The 14152-nt window shown below is 72.2% G+C and carries 14 protein-coding genes; 9 read left to right on the top strand and 5 right to left on the bottom strand.

Features of this window, described 5'->3' with window-relative positions:
• Window positions 1–4 precede the first annotated feature (4 nt).
• Window positions 5–418 carry a VOC family protein gene (locus tag EOE48_RS16210; protein WP_127730944.1) on the bottom strand — a complete coding sequence of 138 codons (414 nt, stop codon included), beginning with the start codon at window positions 416–418 and terminating at the stop codon, window positions 5–7.
• A 195-nt stretch (window positions 419–613) separates the two neighbouring features.
• On the opposite strand from EOE48_RS16210, the gene EOE48_RS16205 reads away from it, so the two are divergent.
• Together EOE48_RS16205 and EOE48_RS16200 are read left to right on the top strand one after the other, a co-directional pair.
• Complete coding sequence (locus EOE48_RS16205) at window positions 614–1045, top strand: CoA-binding protein (protein ID WP_127730942.1); 432 nt, start codon at window positions 614–616, stop codon at window positions 1043–1045.
• 338 nt (window positions 1046–1383) lie between these two features.
• On the top strand, window positions 1384–1824 hold the full coding sequence (locus EOE48_RS16200) for a hypothetical protein (protein ID WP_127730940.1): 441 nt from the start codon (window positions 1384–1386) through the stop codon (window positions 1822–1824).
• Between the two features lie 16 nt (window positions 1825–1840).
• Here EOE48_RS16200 and EOE48_RS16195 read toward each other — a convergent pair whose 3' ends face one another.
• Window positions 1841–2905 carry a methyl-accepting chemotaxis protein gene (locus tag EOE48_RS16195; protein WP_127730938.1) on the bottom strand — a complete coding sequence of 355 codons (1065 nt, stop codon included), beginning with the start codon at window positions 2903–2905 and terminating at the stop codon, window positions 1841–1843.
• A gap of 445 nt (window positions 2906–3350) precedes the next feature.
• Here EOE48_RS16195 and EOE48_RS16190 point away from each other — a divergent pair, with 445 nt between their 5' ends.
• The 5 genes from EOE48_RS16190 (at window position 3351) to EOE48_RS16170 (ending at window position 9284) form a co-directional block, all read left to right on the top strand.
• Window positions 3351–6032, top strand: a complete 2682-nt coding sequence (locus tag EOE48_RS16190) for a hybrid sensor histidine kinase/response regulator (RefSeq protein WP_127730936.1) — start codon at window positions 3351–3353, stop codon at window positions 6030–6032.
• 67 nt (window positions 6033–6099) lie between these two features.
• Window positions 6100–6606: a chemotaxis protein CheW gene (locus EOE48_RS16185; RefSeq protein ID WP_127730934.1), complete on the top strand. Its 507-nt coding sequence runs from the start codon at window positions 6100–6102 to the stop codon at window positions 6604–6606.
• A 60-nt stretch (window positions 6607–6666) separates the two neighbouring features.
• Window positions 6667–7032, top strand: coding sequence for a response regulator (locus tag EOE48_RS16180; protein WP_127731095.1), 366 nt, complete (start codon window positions 6667–6669; stop codon window positions 7030–7032).
• Window positions 7033–7177: 145 nt separating this feature from the next.
• Window positions 7178–8341 carry a protein-glutamate methylesterase/protein-glutamine glutaminase gene (locus EOE48_RS16175; RefSeq protein ID WP_127730932.1) on the top strand — a complete coding sequence of 388 codons (1164 nt, stop codon included), beginning with the start codon at window positions 7178–7180 and terminating at the stop codon, window positions 8339–8341.
• Between the two features lie 40 nt (window positions 8342–8381).
• Window positions 8382–9284 (top strand): CheR family methyltransferase, encoded by a 903-nt coding sequence (locus EOE48_RS16170; RefSeq protein WP_127731092.1) that lies wholly within the window; start codon window positions 8382–8384, stop codon window positions 9282–9284.
• 150 nt (window positions 9285–9434) lie between these two features.
• Here EOE48_RS16170 and ctrA read toward each other — a convergent pair whose 3' ends face one another.
• Window positions 9435–10136, bottom strand: coding sequence for a response regulator transcription factor CtrA (gene ctrA, locus EOE48_RS16165; protein WP_127730930.1), 702 nt, complete (start codon window positions 10134–10136; stop codon window positions 9435–9437).
• A 430-nt stretch (window positions 10137–10566) separates the two neighbouring features.
• Here ctrA and fliI point away from each other — a divergent pair, with 430 nt between their 5' ends.
• Window positions 10567–11931, top strand: coding sequence for a flagellar protein export ATPase FliI (gene fliI / locus EOE48_RS16160; RefSeq protein WP_127730928.1), 1365 nt, complete (start codon window positions 10567–10569; stop codon window positions 11929–11931).
• 211 nt (window positions 11932–12142) lie between these two features.
• Entirely contained in the window at window positions 12143–12550 is a 408-nt protein-coding gene (gene fliJ / locus EOE48_RS16155; RefSeq protein ID WP_127730927.1) for a flagellar export protein FliJ, read from the top strand.
• A 4-nt stretch (window positions 12551–12554) separates the two neighbouring features.
• Here the strand turns inward: fliJ and EOE48_RS16150 are convergent, their stop codons facing one another.
• Both EOE48_RS16150 and lanM read right to left on the bottom strand, forming a co-directional pair.
• Window positions 12555–13355 carry a thioredoxin domain-containing protein gene (locus EOE48_RS16150; protein ID WP_246154489.1) on the bottom strand — a complete coding sequence of 267 codons (801 nt, stop codon included), beginning with the start codon at window positions 13353–13355 and terminating at the stop codon, window positions 12555–12557.
• A 269-nt stretch (window positions 13356–13624) separates the two neighbouring features.
• Complete coding sequence (lanM, locus tag EOE48_RS16145) at window positions 13625–14047, bottom strand: lanmodulin LanM (protein ID WP_127730925.1); 423 nt, start codon at window positions 14045–14047, stop codon at window positions 13625–13627.
• Window positions 14048–14152: the final 105 nt, after the last annotated feature.

Genomic DNA, 14152 nt, shown 5'->3' with positions numbered 1-14152 from the left:
CTCCTCAATAGCCGCGCCAGAGGCCCGGCGTGGCGAGTTCGACGAGGTGGCCGTCGGGATCGCGGAAGTACAGGCTGGTGCCGCCGCGGGGCCGGACCGTGCGGCCCTCGACGGCGATGCCGGCCTCGCCGAGGTGGTGCTCCCAGTCCGCCAGCCCGTCGGCCGGGATCGACAGGGCGAGGTGGAGCGGTCCGCTACCGTCGTGAGGCGGGATGGTGCCGCCGGGGGTCTCGATCGGGTGCAGCGAGCCGCCGCGGGGAAACAGCAGCAGCACGCCGCGGCCGGCGACGTCGTAGGCGCGCATCCGGTGGTCGGCGTGAAGGCAGGTCAGCCCCATCGGCCCGCCCCAGAACGCGGCCGCCCGGTCGAGGTCGTCCACGTACAGGACCGTTTCGAGAATGCCCGCGATCTCCGGCATGGTCGCTCTCCGTCATGCGATGTCCGATCGATCGCTTCTGGCGATCCCTGCGGGATCGCATTCGCGATCCGGACATCGGCTTCGCTCAAGTGCCGCGCGGGCTCGTGATGCGATTCCCGCAAGGAACCTTCCGGAAATCGCATCAGCCCGGAGCCAACGCCGGCCCGGGCGGGTTGATCCGGCGGAGGTGACGGGATGAGGGACGACCCGGACGGGGACGGCGAGGCCGCCCTGATGCGCCGGCTGCTCGCCGGGGCCCGCACGATCGCGGTGGTGGGGGCGAGCCCCGACCCGTGGCGCCCGAGCAGCGGAATCGCCCGCTTTCTTGTCCGCGCCGGCTACCGGGTGATCCCGGTCAACCCGACGGCGTTAGGTCGGGATCTCGACGGGATGCCGTTTCGGGCCGGCCTGCGCGACCTCGGCGAGAGGGTGGACCTCGTGAACGTCTTCCGCCGACCCGAGCACGTTCCGGCGGTGGTGGACGAGGCCATCGCGATCGGGGCGCCGGCCCTGTGGCTGCAACTCGGGATCCGGCATCCGCAGGCCACGCGCCGGGCCAGGGAGCACGGGATGGCGGTGGTCGCCGATCGCTGCATCAGCGTCGAGCACCGTCGCCTGTTCGGCTGAACGGCGCAGGCCTGCCCCGCCAGGGCAATCGGGTGAACCCGATTGCCCTGGGTTTGTTGCTTGGCCTCAAACGCCGGCAGTCACGCGCGACACGTCGTGTCGCCGTGACTTTGGCTTTCGCTCCGCTCTGCGTCCGAGAGGACATTCGTCCTCCCGGACCCGCTGCGCGGGACGCTCTTCGGGCGCAAAGCGCACCGCGCCCGCCGGATCGACAATCGGGTTTCACCCGATTGCCTTGCCTGCCCCGCAGGAGGGCCTTGACCGGAGCCTGATCCGCGGGCGTGCTGGCCCGCGCGCTTCCATGCGGAGCGAATCGCAGCGATTGCCCGGGCTCCGCCATGCCGTCTCCCGTCGATTCCCGCACCGTCCTCGCCCTGCTGCGCCGGGCCAACGAGAAGGTGCGCCTCTCGGTGTCCCGGGCGGACCGCGCGGAGGCGCGGGCGCGCGCGCTGGCGCTCCAGGCCCGGGGGATGCTCGAGCGGGTCGAGACGGCGCTCGGGGATTCGGCCTTGCGCGTCGAGACGGCCGAGCGGGAGCGGGACGATGCGGTCGTCCGCCTCGCCGGGGAGCAGGACCGGCTGCGCATCCTGGAGGACCGCCTCGCCGCCGCCCACGGCGCGGTCTCGGCGGCGGCCGAGCAGACCGCCCTGGCCGAGACCCGCGCCCGCGACGCAGAGGCGCGGCTCGCCCGCGTCCGCGCCGCCCTGTGGGACGGGGAGGAGGCCGCCGGCGAAGGCGCGGGCGCGCCTGCCGCGGCCGCACCGACGTCGCTGCACTGAGGCGCCGGACCTCCGCTCAGGGCGCCGACTGGAGGATGACGCCGGACCAGCCGAGGCCGCGATAGGTCTCGTAGCCGGGCGTGGCGTGGAACGCGACCGTGGCGCGCCGCTCGGCGTCGCGGTAGACGCCGCTCGGCGCCCCGTCGTGGCGCAGCGCGACGCGCTCGCTCAGCACCCCCGCTCCGTCGCTCGCGGCGATCACCCGCTGGGCGGCATCGAGCAGCAGGACGCGGGTGCGGCCGCGATCCTCGGGCGCCACCCGCACGCCCTGGACGATCGCCCGGGCCTGGGGCTCCCAGTCGAAATGGATCGCCAGGACGCCCAGGGGCGCGCCCGACGCCTCGCCGCCCGCCCGGACGCTGGCGCAATAGGTCGCCACCTGGGCGCCGCCGAGGCGCTCCTCGCGCCGGATGTCGCCCGCGACGTAGTCGTCGCCCGAGGCGAGCGCCGCCGCCTTGCGGAACCACGGCTCGTGCGCCACCGACCCGCCGCGCACGCCCGGGAACCGCTCGGGCCGGCCGTGGGCGAGGACGCGGCCGTCGAGGTCGCACAGCCACAGGTCGAGATAGACCGTGTAGGCCGACAGGATCACCCCGAGGCGGCGCGAGGCGTGGGCGGCCCGCTCCTCGGACGGGGCGGCGGCGCACTCGACCACGGCCGAGTCGGTCGCCCACCAGCGCACGTCGCAGGTCCGCTCGTAGAGGTTGCGGTCGATCAGCTCGATGGCGTTGAGCGCGAGATCGACGAGGCGGTCGCCCTGGGCCCGCTCGGCCATCCGGGCGACCTGATCCTGGAGATCGTTGATGCGGCCGCTCACGTCGGCCTCGAGCTCGCGGGCGAGCCCGGCGATGTGCTCGCCGACGGTGCCGACCTCGTTGGCCACCACCGTGAAGCCGCGCCCGAACTCGCCGGCCCGGCTGCTCTCGATCTTGGCGTTGAGGGCCAGCATCCTCACCTGTCCGGTGATCTGCTGGATCCGCCGGGCCTTGTCGTGGGCCGCCGCCTTCAGCGAGGCGGCCACCGCGGCGATGTCCGGCAGGGAGCCGCCGGCTCCGCCGTCCGGGATGGGAGGCGCATTCATGGTCGAAACCTGCTTCGGATGTGCCTGGAGGAGCCGAACTCCCGCAACCTTCCGGGGCGGGACCTTCCCCTCGACGTCGTTCGCCCCGGCGTCGGACGGGGTGAGAGGACAGGGTGCACTTCCATTCCTTTACAATGACTTTGGGTCCGCACCCGCGCGGGTCTTCCGCGGCCGCCACCCCCGCCGCGCGTTTCGCCCCCGGCCGGTCCGCCCAAGACGAGATCCTGCCGACCCATCCTGCTTTTATCGTAAATGAAAAGATAATCACAGATCTCGTGGTGGCCGATCCCCGGTGCTGACCCTGGGGCGGAAGCGGTCTCAAGTTCGATCCCGGTGGTCGTTGCCATTCGTCGTGGGGTTCGCAGTCGGCGGCAACGGATCCTAAACGCTCTGGCGCCATGGTCGGCCAACGCAGAGATCCTGCGGGGATCGACGAGTGCACGACATGGACGATTTGCTGCGGGAATTCCTGACCGAGACCGGTGAGCACCTCGACACGGTCGACCTCGAACTCGTGCGCTTCGAGCAGGATCCGAACAACCAGACGATCCTGCGCAACATCTTCCGGCTGGTCCACACCATCAAGGGGACCTGCGGGTTCCTCGGCCTGCCGCGCCTCGAGGCGCTGGCGCACGCCGCCGAGACCCTGATGGGCAAGTTCCGCGACGGGATGCCGGTGACGACCCCGGCGGTGAGCCTGATCCTCCAGACCCTCGACCGGATCAAGCTGATCGTTGCCGAGCTGGAGCGCACCGCCGCCGAGCCCGCCGGCATCGACGAGGATCTCATCGGCGCCCTGGAGCGGATGTCGGAGGGCGAGATTCCGGCGCCCGAGCCGGCGTCCGCGATCCCGGCGGCGGCCATCCCGGTCGAGCAGGTGCTGGAGCGCGCGCTGAAGCCCGGCGAGGTCTCCCTCGACGACCTCGAGCGCGCCTTCCGCGACACCCCCGGGCCGGAGGCCGAGCCCGAGCCGGAGGTGGTGGCCGCCCCGCCGGCCCCGCCGCCGGCGCCGGTGCGCGTCGCCGAGCCGGCCGCGAAGGCCGAGGCTCCCGCCGCGGAGGCCGACCACGCCGCGGTCAGCAAGGTCCAGACGATCCGGGTCAACGTCGAGACCCTCGAACACCTGATGACGATGGTCTCGGAGCTGGTGCTGACCCGCAACCAGCTCCTCGAGATCGCCCGCCGGCACGAGGACGGCAACTACAAGGTGCCGCTGCAGCGGCTGTCCAACGTCACCGCCGAGCTGCAGGAAGGGGTGATGAAGACCCGCATGCAGCCGATCGGCTCGGCGTGGCAGAAGCTGCCGCGGGTGGTGCGCGACCTGTCGTCGGAACTCGGCAAGAAGATCGACCTCGTGATGCTCGGCTCCGAGACCGAGCTCGACCGGCAGGTGCTGGAGGTCATCAAGGATCCGCTCACCCACATGGTGCGCAACTCGGCCGACCACGGCATCGAGTCGGGCGCCGAGCGCAAGGCGGCAGGCAAGCCCGAGAAGGGCACGATCCGCCTCAACGCCTTCCACGAGGGCGGCACGATCACGATCGAGATCGCCGACGACGGCAAGGGCCTCGACCTCGCGGTGATCCGCCGCAAGGCGGTCGAGCGCGGCATCGCCACCGAGGCCGAGGTCGAGCGGATGAGCGACGCGCAGGTCGCGAAGTTCATCTTCCACGCCGGCTTCTCGACCGCCAAGGCGATCACCTCGGTGTCGGGCCGCGGCGTCGGCATGGACGTGGTCAAGACCAACATCGAGCTGATCGGCGGCACCGTCGACATCCAGACCCAGTTCGGCCGCGGCACCACCTTCACGATCAAGATCCCGCTCACCCTCGCGATCGTCGCGGCGCTGATCGTCTCGGCCCGCGACCACCGCTTCGCGATCCCGCAGGTCTCGGTGCTGGAACTGGTTCGGGTGCAGCCGGGCACCGACCACGCGGTCGAGCGCATCAACGGCTCGCCGGTGCTGCGCCTGCGCGACCGGCTGCTGCCGATCGTGCCGATCGCCGGGATGCTCGGCCTCCCGGACGGCGAGAACACCTCGCCCGACGAGGGCTTCGTGGTGGTGAGCCAAGTCGGCCGCCAGAGCTTCGGCATCCTGGTCGACGGCGTCTTCCACACGGAAGAGATCGTCGTGAAGCCGATGTCGACCAAGCTGCGCCACATCCCGCTGTTCTCGGGCAACACCATCCTGGGCGACGGCGCGGTGGTGCTCATCATCGACCCGAACGGCGTCGCCCGCATGGTCGGGTCGGGCACCGCGAGCGGCCAGCAGATCGAGGCCGAGGACGAGGTCGCGGCGGCGGGCGCCGACCAGACCGTGACGCTCCTGGTGTTCAAGGGCGGCGGCGACGCCCTGAAGGCGGTGCCGCTGTCGCTGGTGACCCGCCTGGAGGAGATCGACGCGGCCAAGATCGAGTGGGTCGGCGGCCGGCCGCTGATCCAGTACCGCGGCCGGCTGATGCCGCTGGTCCCGGCCGACCCGCAATGCGAGCTCAAGCGCGAGGGCATGCAGGCGCTGGTGGTGTTCTCCGACGGCGAACGCTCGATGGGCCTCGTGGTCGACCAGATCGTCGACATCGTCGACGACGTGCTCGACATCGAGATGACGGCGGAGCGCTCCGACCTCATCGGCTCGGCGGTGGTGCGCGGGCGGGCGACCGAGATCGTCAACATCGCCCACTACCTGCCGCTCGCCTACGACGACTGGGGCCGGGCGCCGCGCCGCGACGTCGCGCGGCAGACCCCGAACCTCCTCCTCGTCGACGACTCGTCGTTCTTCCGCGAGATGCTGACCCCGGTGCTGAAGGCCGCCGGCTACCGGGTGACCGCGGTGCCGGGAGCCGACGAGGCCCTGCGCCTGCTCGCCGCCGAGACGCCGTTCGACGTCGTGGTCACCGACCTCGACATGCCCGGGCGCTCCGGCTTCGAGATGATCGAGGCGATCCGCAAGTCGGCGAGCCGCGCCGCCGGCCTGCCGGTGGTGGCGCTGTCGGCCGCCGTGGCGCCCGACGTGATCGAGCGGGCGCGCAGCCTCGGGGTCGCCGACTTCGTGGCGAAGTTCGACCGCAGCGGCCTCGTCGCGGCGCTCAACGAGATCACCGCGCCGGCCCTCGACGCCGCCGCCTGAGCCGGCGGGCGGGCCGTCCCGGCCCGCCGCCTCGTCCCTTCCGCACCCGTCCTCGCGAGCTTCGACCATGATGGCCGCCAACAGCAACGCCGCGCATCCCGGTGGGCCCGGCTCGGCCCCGTCCGGGGAAACCATCGACTACGTCACCATCGTGCTCGGCAAGGAGATGTTCGGCCTGCCGATCGACCGGGTCCACGACGTCTTCATCGCCACCAACCTCACCGACGTCCCGCTGGCGCCGCCGGAGATCAAGGGCCTGCTCAACCTGCGCGGCCGGGTCGTCACCGCGATCTGCCTGCGCCGCCGCCTCGGCCTGCCGGACAACCCGGCCGACGGGCGCAACATGGCGGTCGGGCTCGAACACGGCGGCGAGGCCTACGGCCTGCTCGTCGATCAGGTCGGCGAGGTGATGAAGCTCGCCGAGGACACCTACGAGCCGAACCCGGTCCACATGGACGCGCGCTGGCGCGGCGTGTCGAAGGGCGTCCACCGCCTCGACGGCCGGCTGCTCATCGTCCTCGACGTCGACGCGGTGCTCGCCTTCGGCGAGGACCGCGCCGCCAGCGCCGCCTGACGGTTCCGGGTAGGCGAGGGCACGATGGCCGAGGGGATGACCGCCGAGGGGATGATCGCGATGAGAACGTGCCTGATCGTCGACGACTCGGTCGTGATCCGCCGGGTCGCGCGCCGGATCCTGGAGGGCCTGGGCTTTCGGGTCGCCGAAGCCGTCGACGGCGAGCAGGCGATCGACCTGTGCCGCTCGACCATGCCCCAGGGCATCCTGCTCGACTGGCGGATGCCGAACATGGACGGCTACGAGTTCCTGCGCGCCCTGCGCCACCTGCCGGGCGGCGAGGAGCCGAAGGTGGTGTTCTGCACCACCGAGAACGACGTCGTCTCGATCGCCCGGGCGCTCCATGCCGGCGCCGACGAGTACATCATGAAGCCGTTCGACAAGGAGATCGTGACGGCCAAGCTCCAGGCGGTCGGGCTTGCCTGACCGCCCGGTCGGGCTCGCCTGACCGCGCCGTCGGGCTCGCCCGACCGCCGGCTCTCCCGGCCGTCCTCCACCGAAACCCGAACTCCGCCCCGATCCGGCCCGGCCCGCGGCCGCCGGACCGGCCGGACGACCAACGAGAGACCCCATGGCCGCTTCCGCTGCGCCCTCGTCCCCCCAGGCCTCCGCCGCAGCGCGCCTGCGCGTCCTCGTGGCCGACGATTCGGTCGTGGTCCGCGGCCTCGTCTCGAAATGGCTCCAGGAGGCCGGCTGCGAGGTGGTCGCCACCGCCTCCAACGGCCGCCTCGCGGTCGAGGCCCTCGATCGGGTCACCCCCGACGTCGTGCTGCTCGACATCGAGATGCCGGAACTCGACGGCACCCAGGCGCTGCCGCGGCTGCTGGCCAAGCGGCCGGGGCTGCAGGTCGTGATGATGTCGACCCTGACCCAGCGCAACGCCGAGATCTCCCTGCGCTGCCTCGCGCTCGGCGCGATCGACTACCTGCCCAAGCCCGAGGGCAACCGCGGCGTCACCACCTCGGCGAGCTTCCGCGACGACCTGATCCAGAAGCTGCGCATGCTCGGCGCGGCGATGCGCGGCCGGGTGCGCCCGGTGACGACCGAGCGGCCGGCCCCCGGCATCGAGCGCGCCCCGGCGGCGCCGGTCCGCCCGGCCGCCGCGGCGCCGACGACCCGGCCGCGGCCGGTGCGGACCCTGGTGCCGCGGGCGCTGCTCATCGGCGCGTCGACCGGCGGTCCCCGTGCGGTGGGGGAGGTGCTGGAGGGCATCGGCGCCGCCGCCCTGCGCCGCGTGCCGATCCTGATCGTGCAGCACATGCCGCCGGTCTTCACCGCGGTGTTCGCCGAGCATCTCGGCACCCGCATCCGCCTTCCGGCCGCCGAGGCCAAGCACGGCGAGGTGCTGCGGCCCGGCGTGGTCTACGTCGCCCCGGGCGGGCGCCACATGGGACTCGCCGCGTCGGGCTCCGAGGTGAGCGTGCGCCTCGACGACGGACCGCCGGTCAACTTCTGCCGCCCGGCGGTCGACGTGATGTTCCGCGACGCCGCCGACGTGTTCGGCTCCGCCACCGTCTCGGTGGTGCTGACCGGCATGGGGTCCGACGGCACCCAGGGCGCCAAGGCGCTGGTGGAGGCCGGCGGCACGATGCTGGCCCAGGACGAGGCGACCTCGACCGTCTGGGGGATGCCGGGCAGCCTCGCCAAGGCCGGCTACGCCCACGAGATCCTGCCGCTGCCGGCGATCGGGCCGGCCCTGCGGACCCTCATCGCCGGCCCGGGGGCAGCCCTGTGACGCACGACCCCTCCCGCCTCGCCAGGAAGGGCGCGTGCCGATGACCGACAGCGAGTTCGAGTTCCTGCGCGGCTTCCTCAAGCAGCGGTCCGGCCTCGCCCTGACCGCCGAGAAGCACTACCTGCTGGAGAGCCGGCTGATGCCGGTGTGCCGGCGCTTCAAGCTCAACGGGCTCGGCGACCTCGTCACCGCCCTGCGGGCGGCCCGGGAGGGCGCGGTGGAGCGCGCGGTGGTCGAGGCGATGACCACCAACGAGACCTTCTTCTTCCGCGACCGGGCGCCGTTCGACCTGTTCCGCGACGTGCTGCTGCCCCAGGCGCTCGCCGCCCGGGCGGGGCAGCGGCGGCTGCGGATCTGGTGCGCGGCGGCCTCCAGCGGCCAGGAGCCGTACTCGCTCGCGATGCTGCTCGCCGAGGCGGCGCCGCGGCTCGCCGGCTGGCGGGTCGAGCTCGTCGCCACCGACCTCTCGACCGAGGTGCTGGAGAAGGCCAGGCTCGGCCTCTACAACCAGTTCGAGATCCAGCGCGGCCTGCCGGTGCAGCTCATGCTGAAGCATTTCGAGCAGGTCGGCGAGATGTGGCGGATCAGCCAGGCCCTGCGCCAGATGGTGGATTTCCGGCCGCTCAACCTGCTGCAGCCGTTCGACCACCTCGGCAGCTTCGACATCGTGTATTGCCGCAACGTGCTGATCTATTTCGACACGGCGACCAAGGCCGACGTCCTGCGCCGGATCGCCGACCAGCTCGCGCCCGACGGCGCGGTCCTGCTCGGCGCCGCCGAGACCGTGATCGGCATCACCGAGGCCCTCGCGCCCGACGCCGAGAATCGCGGCCTCTATCGCCGCGGCCGTCCGGTCGCCGCGCCGGCGGCCATCGCTGCGCCGGCGGCCATCGCCGCCGCCCCGGCCCAGCCGCTGTTTCCCCGGGTCGCCGCCGCCCGCTGAGGTGGGCGGCCGACGCCCGATCGTCTCGCCGACGGGCGCGGAGCGCGGCTCCGCGCCCGTCGGCCCGTGCCCGTCCTCCTGCGCTCCCGCACCCGCCCAACAAAAAACCCCGCCGGAGCGGGGGTGTTTGGCATCGGGGGGCGGTCCCGGTCAGACCGCGATCCGGTCCTCGTCCTCGGTCGCCTCGCGCAGCACGTAGCCGCGGCCCCAGACGGTCTCGATGTAGTTCTTGCCCTGGCTGGCGTTGGCGAGCTTCTTGCGCAGCTTGCAGATGAACACGTCGATGATCTTGAGTTCCGGCTCGTCCATGCCGCCGTAGAGATGGTTGAGGAACATCTCCTTGGTCAGGGTCGTCCCCTTGCGGAGCGAGAGCAGCTCCAGCATCTGGTACTCCTTGCCGGTCAGATGGACCCGGGCGCCGGAGACCTCGACGGTCTTCTGGTCGAGGTTCACGATCAGGTCGCCGGTGGTGATGACCGACTGCGCATGGCCCTTCGACCGGCGCACGATCGCGTGAATTCTCGCGACCAGTTCATCCTTGTGGAAAGGTTTGGTGAGGTAGTCATCGGCTCCGAAGCCGAGGCCCTTCACCTTGTCCTCGATGCCGGCCATGCCGGAGAGGATCAGGATCGGCGTCTTGACCTTCGCCACGCGCAGGCTGCGCAGCACCTCGTAGCCCGACATGTCGGGCAGGTTCAGGTCGAGGAGGATGATGTCGTAATCGTACAGCTTCCCGAGGTCGACGCCCTCTTCGCCGAGGTCGGTCGTGTAGGTGTTGAAATTCTCGGACTTCAGCATCAGCTCGATGCTCTGCGCTGTCGCGCTGTCGTCCTCGATCAGAAGTACGCGCATCTCAGGTCCCCAAGCCCCGGCCCTCAAGGGTTAGGCAAGCCCCCGCCGCCCATCCGCCACCGGCCCGTGGCGAACGCCCGTCTCTCTTCGACTCGCGACGCTATGCGCAGAGCGTTAACAAACTCTCATTTCGTCCCGCAAGCTCGCCGATTTCGGCCAGGATGGCCAGACCGTTGAGCGTTGTCGTTCCGTTCCGCTCTGCCCCGCGCCGCGCCGGTCACGAGCCCGCCGGGACGCCGCCTAAGCGACTCCGGGCACTGGCAACTCTCCTGGCTGTTGCATCCGCATCACTCCGGCGGGGAACCGCAGGAGGTCGACCGCGGACCTCGCAGGGTCCAATGTTAAGGAGAGGGGTAAACGGAAGGTTGATGGGACGGGGCATGATTCACGCTTCGCACAGGCGGACCGTGGCCTGCGAGGATGTCGCACCATGAGCTTGCGCGGGCCTGACCTGCCGGGGGAGCGATTCGCCGCCGCCCGGGCCGCCCTCGACGGCGTCGAGACCCTGGAGGTCTACGGGCGGGTGGTGGCGATCCGCGGCCTCCTGGTCGAGGTGGCCGGCCCGCTCGCCGCGATGCGGCTCGGCGGCCGCCTCGACGTGGTGGTGGAGGCCCGCGGCGGGCCGGCCGGCGAGGTGCCGTGCGAGATCATCGGCTTCTCCGGCCCGCACGCCCTGGCGATGCCGTTCGGCTCGCTCCAGGGCGTGCGCCGGGGCTGCCCGGCACGGGTGCGGGGGGAGGGGGCCGGGACGATCCGCCCGGGTCCGGGCTGGCTCGGGCGGGTGGTCGACGCCCTCGGGCGGCCGATCGACGGCCTCGGGCCGCTGCCGCCGGGGCCGCGGCCGTACCCGCTCCAGGCCGACCCGCCGCCCGCCCATGCCCGCCAGAGGGTCGGCGCGCCGCTCGATCTCGGCGTGCGCTGCCTCAACACCTTCCTGACCATGTGCCGGGGCCAGCGCATGGGCATCTTCGCCGGTTCCGGCGTCGGCAAGTCGGTGCTGCTGTCGATGCTCGCCCGCTACACCGCCGCCGACGTGGCGGTGATCGGCCTCGTCGGCGAGCGCGGGCGGGAGGTCCAGGAATTCCTCCAGGACGACCTCGGGCCCGAGGGCCTCGCCCGCTCGGTCGTGGTGGTGGCGACCTCGGACGAGCCGGCGCTGATGCGCCGCAACGCCGCCTACGTCACCCTGGCGCTGGCCGAGCATTTTCGCGATGCCGGCGCCCAGGTGCTGTGCATGATCGATTCGATCACCCGCTTCGCCATGGCCCAGCGCGACATCGGGCTCGCCGCCGGCGAGCCCCCGACCGCCAAGGGCTACACGCCGACCGTGTTCGGCGAGTTGCCGCGGCTCCTGGAGCGGGCCGGGCCCGGCACGGGGGAGGGGGCGATCTCGGGCCTGTTCACCGTGCTGGTCGAGGGCGACGACCACAACGAGCCGGTGGCCGACGCGGTGCGCGGCATCCTCGACGGCCACATCGTGATGGAGCGCGCCATCGCCGAGCGCGGGCGCTACCCGGCGGTCAACGTACTGCGCTCGGTCTCGCGCACCATGCCGCGGGCCTGCGACCCGGCCGCCCTGCCGTGGGTGCGCCGGGCCCGCCGGGTGCTCGCCACCTACGCCGACATGGAGGAGCTGATCCGGCTCGGTGCCTACCGTCCGGGGGCCTCGGCCGAGGTCGACGAGGCCATCGCGCTCATGCCGGATCTTGAGGCTTTTCTGGGGCAAGGTAAGGAAGAAGCAACCTCCATCGCCGATGGTTACCAGCGTCTCGCCGCGATCCTCGGTGAGGCCTGAGCGGAGTTGCACGGGCAGCTCCGCTTGGATCCCTGTTCCTGCCTCATTCGCCGAAACGGTGACCGGTTCGGCGAATGATGCTTGAGGCCCGCGCCGTCACCCGGCGCAGCCGCGACGCGGCCGGTCCGGCAGGCTGCCGGCGGCGCCCTCGCGAGGCTGCGCCGTGGCGGTTCCGGCCTCGCCACCGTTGCGATGGCGTGGAGTGACGACGATGAAATCGCGGGATACGCTCATCCGGCTGCGCCGCTTCCAGGTCGACGAGAAGCGGCGGCGCGTCGCCCAGATCGAGTCGATGGTGGCGGATTTCGCCCGGATGGGCGCCGACCTCGACCGCGAGATCGGCCAGGAGGAGCAGCGCGCCGGCATCTCGGACCCGGCCCACTTCGCCTACCCGACCTACGCCCGCGCCGCCGCCCAGCGCCGCGACAACCTGCGCCGCTCCGCCGCCGAACTCGAGACCCAGCTCGAGGAGGCCAAGGCCGCCCTCGCGGACGCCTTCGAGGAACTGAAGAAGGTCGAGATCCTCGAGGATCGCGAGCGCAGCGCCGAGCGCGCCGCCGAGACCGCCCGCGATCAGGCCGGCATGGACGCGATCGGGCTCGGCCGCGCCCGCGCCTGATCCCTCACCCCGCCGCCCGGGTGCGGCGGTGGAGCACGAGGACCAGCACGGCGATGCCCGCCACCGTGGCGGCACCGGCCGCCGCGAGGATCCGGCGGATCAGCGGCGTGTAGACGCCCTGTTTCGGATCGAAGCCGTAGCACAGCAGCACGAGGCGGTCGGCGAGGCTGCCGACCCGGCCCTCGCCGGCCTCGACCAGGGCGAGGCGCAGGTCCCGCGGCGTCATCGCGAGCGGCGAGATCACCCGGGCGACCCGTCCGTCCGGCGTCAGCACCACGCCGCCGGCGGGATGGGCGTAGCTCCCGGTTTCCGGGTCGTGGCGGTAGCGGTAGCCGATCGCCCCCGTCACCGCCGCCACGGCCTCGCCGCCGCCGGTCAGCACCGCGGTCGCGTCGAGCAATCCCGTCGCGCCGACCTGCTCCGACACCATCGTGCGTGCGGTCGCGCTCTCGTCGACGGGAGCGAGGCCGAGAGTGACGAGGCGGAACTCCGTCCCCGGCGCCAGACCGGACGCGACGAGCGCGGCCGCGCCCACCGACAGCATCGGATCGCAGACGTTGCGGCAGGCATAATCCACCGGCAGCAGCAGCGACGGCCGGCCGGCGACGGCCTCGGCCAGGGTCGCGCCGCGCCCGCCGAGCGCCTCGGTGAAACGGGCCCCGAGCGGTGCCCTGGCGGCCGGGCCGGGCGCGAGGCCGACGCCCGACAGGTCGTTGCGGGTCAGGGCGCCCGCCGGGCCGAGGCCGCCGAGCATCATCGGCATCAGCAGCCCGGCGACGACGGCCATGTCCCGCCGAACACCCATCGTCGCGTCTCCACCGGCACCGGATCGGCCGGCCCGACCCGGTCCGGCTCAGCAGATTTCGCGAAAGTGGTAGCCGGTTCCGCGACAAAAATCTGCGGCGAAACAAGCCTCTGAGCGGCGGCTCGGGTGGGACGTTCTAACTTTGCGCCTACACCCGCGATTCGCATAAGATGTCTTATGGAACCTTGCCGTGGGGTCGGCCCCCGGGCCGGATCGTCGGTCGGGCCGGCGGCCGGGCGCTTCCGCCCGGCCGCCGTCGGCCATCGTCTCTACTGGATGACCTTCAGCAGCGCGCGGCCCTTCTTCGAGGACAGCTCCTTGGCGTCGACGGTGCCGTCGTTGTCCGGGTCGGCGGCCTGGAAGCGGGCCTCGACGATCGCCAGGAACTCGGGCTGGTCGATCGTGCCGTCCTTGTCCGGATCGGCGGCCTTCAGCTCCTTGGCCGAGACGCGGCCCTTCAGCTCCTTGGCGTCGAGGGTGCCGTCCTTGTCGGGGTCGAGGCTCGCGAACAGCGCGGTGGCCGCGGCCTTGACCTCGGCGAGGTCGAGGGTGCCGTCCTTGTCCGGGTCGTTGGCCTGGATCGCCGCGGCGGCGCCCTTCGGGGCCGCGAGCGCCTGACCGGCCGGAAGAACACCCAGAACGCCCATGCCGGCCACCAGGGCCGCGGCGGCGCCGATCCGCGAGAGGGTCATGTGATTGGCTCCTGTCGTCGATGGCCGGAAACCGCCGGCCTCGGGGAGAGGTCGCTCGACCGGAACCGGGTCCGGACCGGGAAGGACGCCCCGGCTTAGTGGATC

Source organism: Methylobacterium oryzihabitans (assembly GCF_004004555.2).
Classification (GTDB): domain Bacteria; phylum Pseudomonadota; class Alphaproteobacteria; order Rhizobiales; family Beijerinckiaceae; genus Methylobacterium; species Methylobacterium oryzihabitans.
Note: the sequence above shows the minus strand (reverse complement) of the source record. Positions and strands in the feature narration are given on the sequence as shown.

What these genes read in the sequence shown, in the direction of transcription:
- EOE48_RS16175 (WP_127730932.1), top strand. Translation starts at nt 7,178, where the DNA reads ATGGCCGCTTCCGCTGCGCCCTCGTCCCCCCAGGCCTCCGCCGCAGCG.
- EOE48_RS16170 (WP_127731092.1), top strand. Translation starts at nt 8,382, where the DNA reads ATGACCGACAGCGAGTTCGAGTTCCTGCGCGGCTTCCTCAAGCAGCGG.
- fliJ (WP_127730927.1), top strand. Translation starts at nt 12,143, where the DNA reads ATGAAATCGCGGGATACGCTCATCCGGCTGCGCCGCTTCCAGGTCGAC.
- EOE48_RS16210 (WP_127730944.1), bottom strand. Translation starts at nt 418, where the DNA reads ATGCCGGAGATCGCGGGCATTCTCGAAACGGTCCTGTACGTGGACGAC.
- ctrA (WP_127730930.1), bottom strand. Translation starts at nt 10,136, where the DNA reads ATGCGCGTACTTCTGATCGAGGACGACAGCGCGACAGCGCAGAGCATC.
- EOE48_RS16150 (WP_246154489.1), bottom strand. Translation starts at nt 13,355, where the DNA reads ATGGGTGTTCGGCGGGACATGGCCGTCGTCGCCGGGCTGCTGATGCCG.
- EOE48_RS16195 (WP_127730938.1), bottom strand. Translation starts at nt 2,905, where the DNA reads ATGAATGCGCCTCCCATCCCGGACGGCGGAGCCGGCGGCTCCCTGCCG.
- EOE48_RS16185 (WP_127730934.1), top strand. Translation starts at nt 6,100, where the DNA reads ATGATGGCCGCCAACAGCAACGCCGCGCATCCCGGTGGGCCCGGCTCG.
- EOE48_RS16180 (WP_127731095.1), top strand. Translation starts at nt 6,667, where the DNA reads ATGAGAACGTGCCTGATCGTCGACGACTCGGTCGTGATCCGCCGGGTC.
- EOE48_RS16200 (WP_127730940.1), top strand. Translation starts at nt 1,384, where the DNA reads ATGCCGTCTCCCGTCGATTCCCGCACCGTCCTCGCCCTGCTGCGCCGG.
- lanM (WP_127730925.1), bottom strand. Translation starts at nt 14,047, where the DNA reads ATGACCCTCTCGCGGATCGGCGCCGCCGCGGCCCTGGTGGCCGGCATG.
- fliI (WP_127730928.1), top strand. Translation starts at nt 10,567, where the DNA reads ATGAGCTTGCGCGGGCCTGACCTGCCGGGGGAGCGATTCGCCGCCGCC.
- EOE48_RS16190 (WP_127730936.1), top strand. Translation starts at nt 3,351, where the DNA reads ATGGACGATTTGCTGCGGGAATTCCTGACCGAGACCGGTGAGCACCTC.
- EOE48_RS16205 (WP_127730942.1), top strand. Translation starts at nt 614, where the DNA reads ATGAGGGACGACCCGGACGGGGACGGCGAGGCCGCCCTGATGCGCCGG.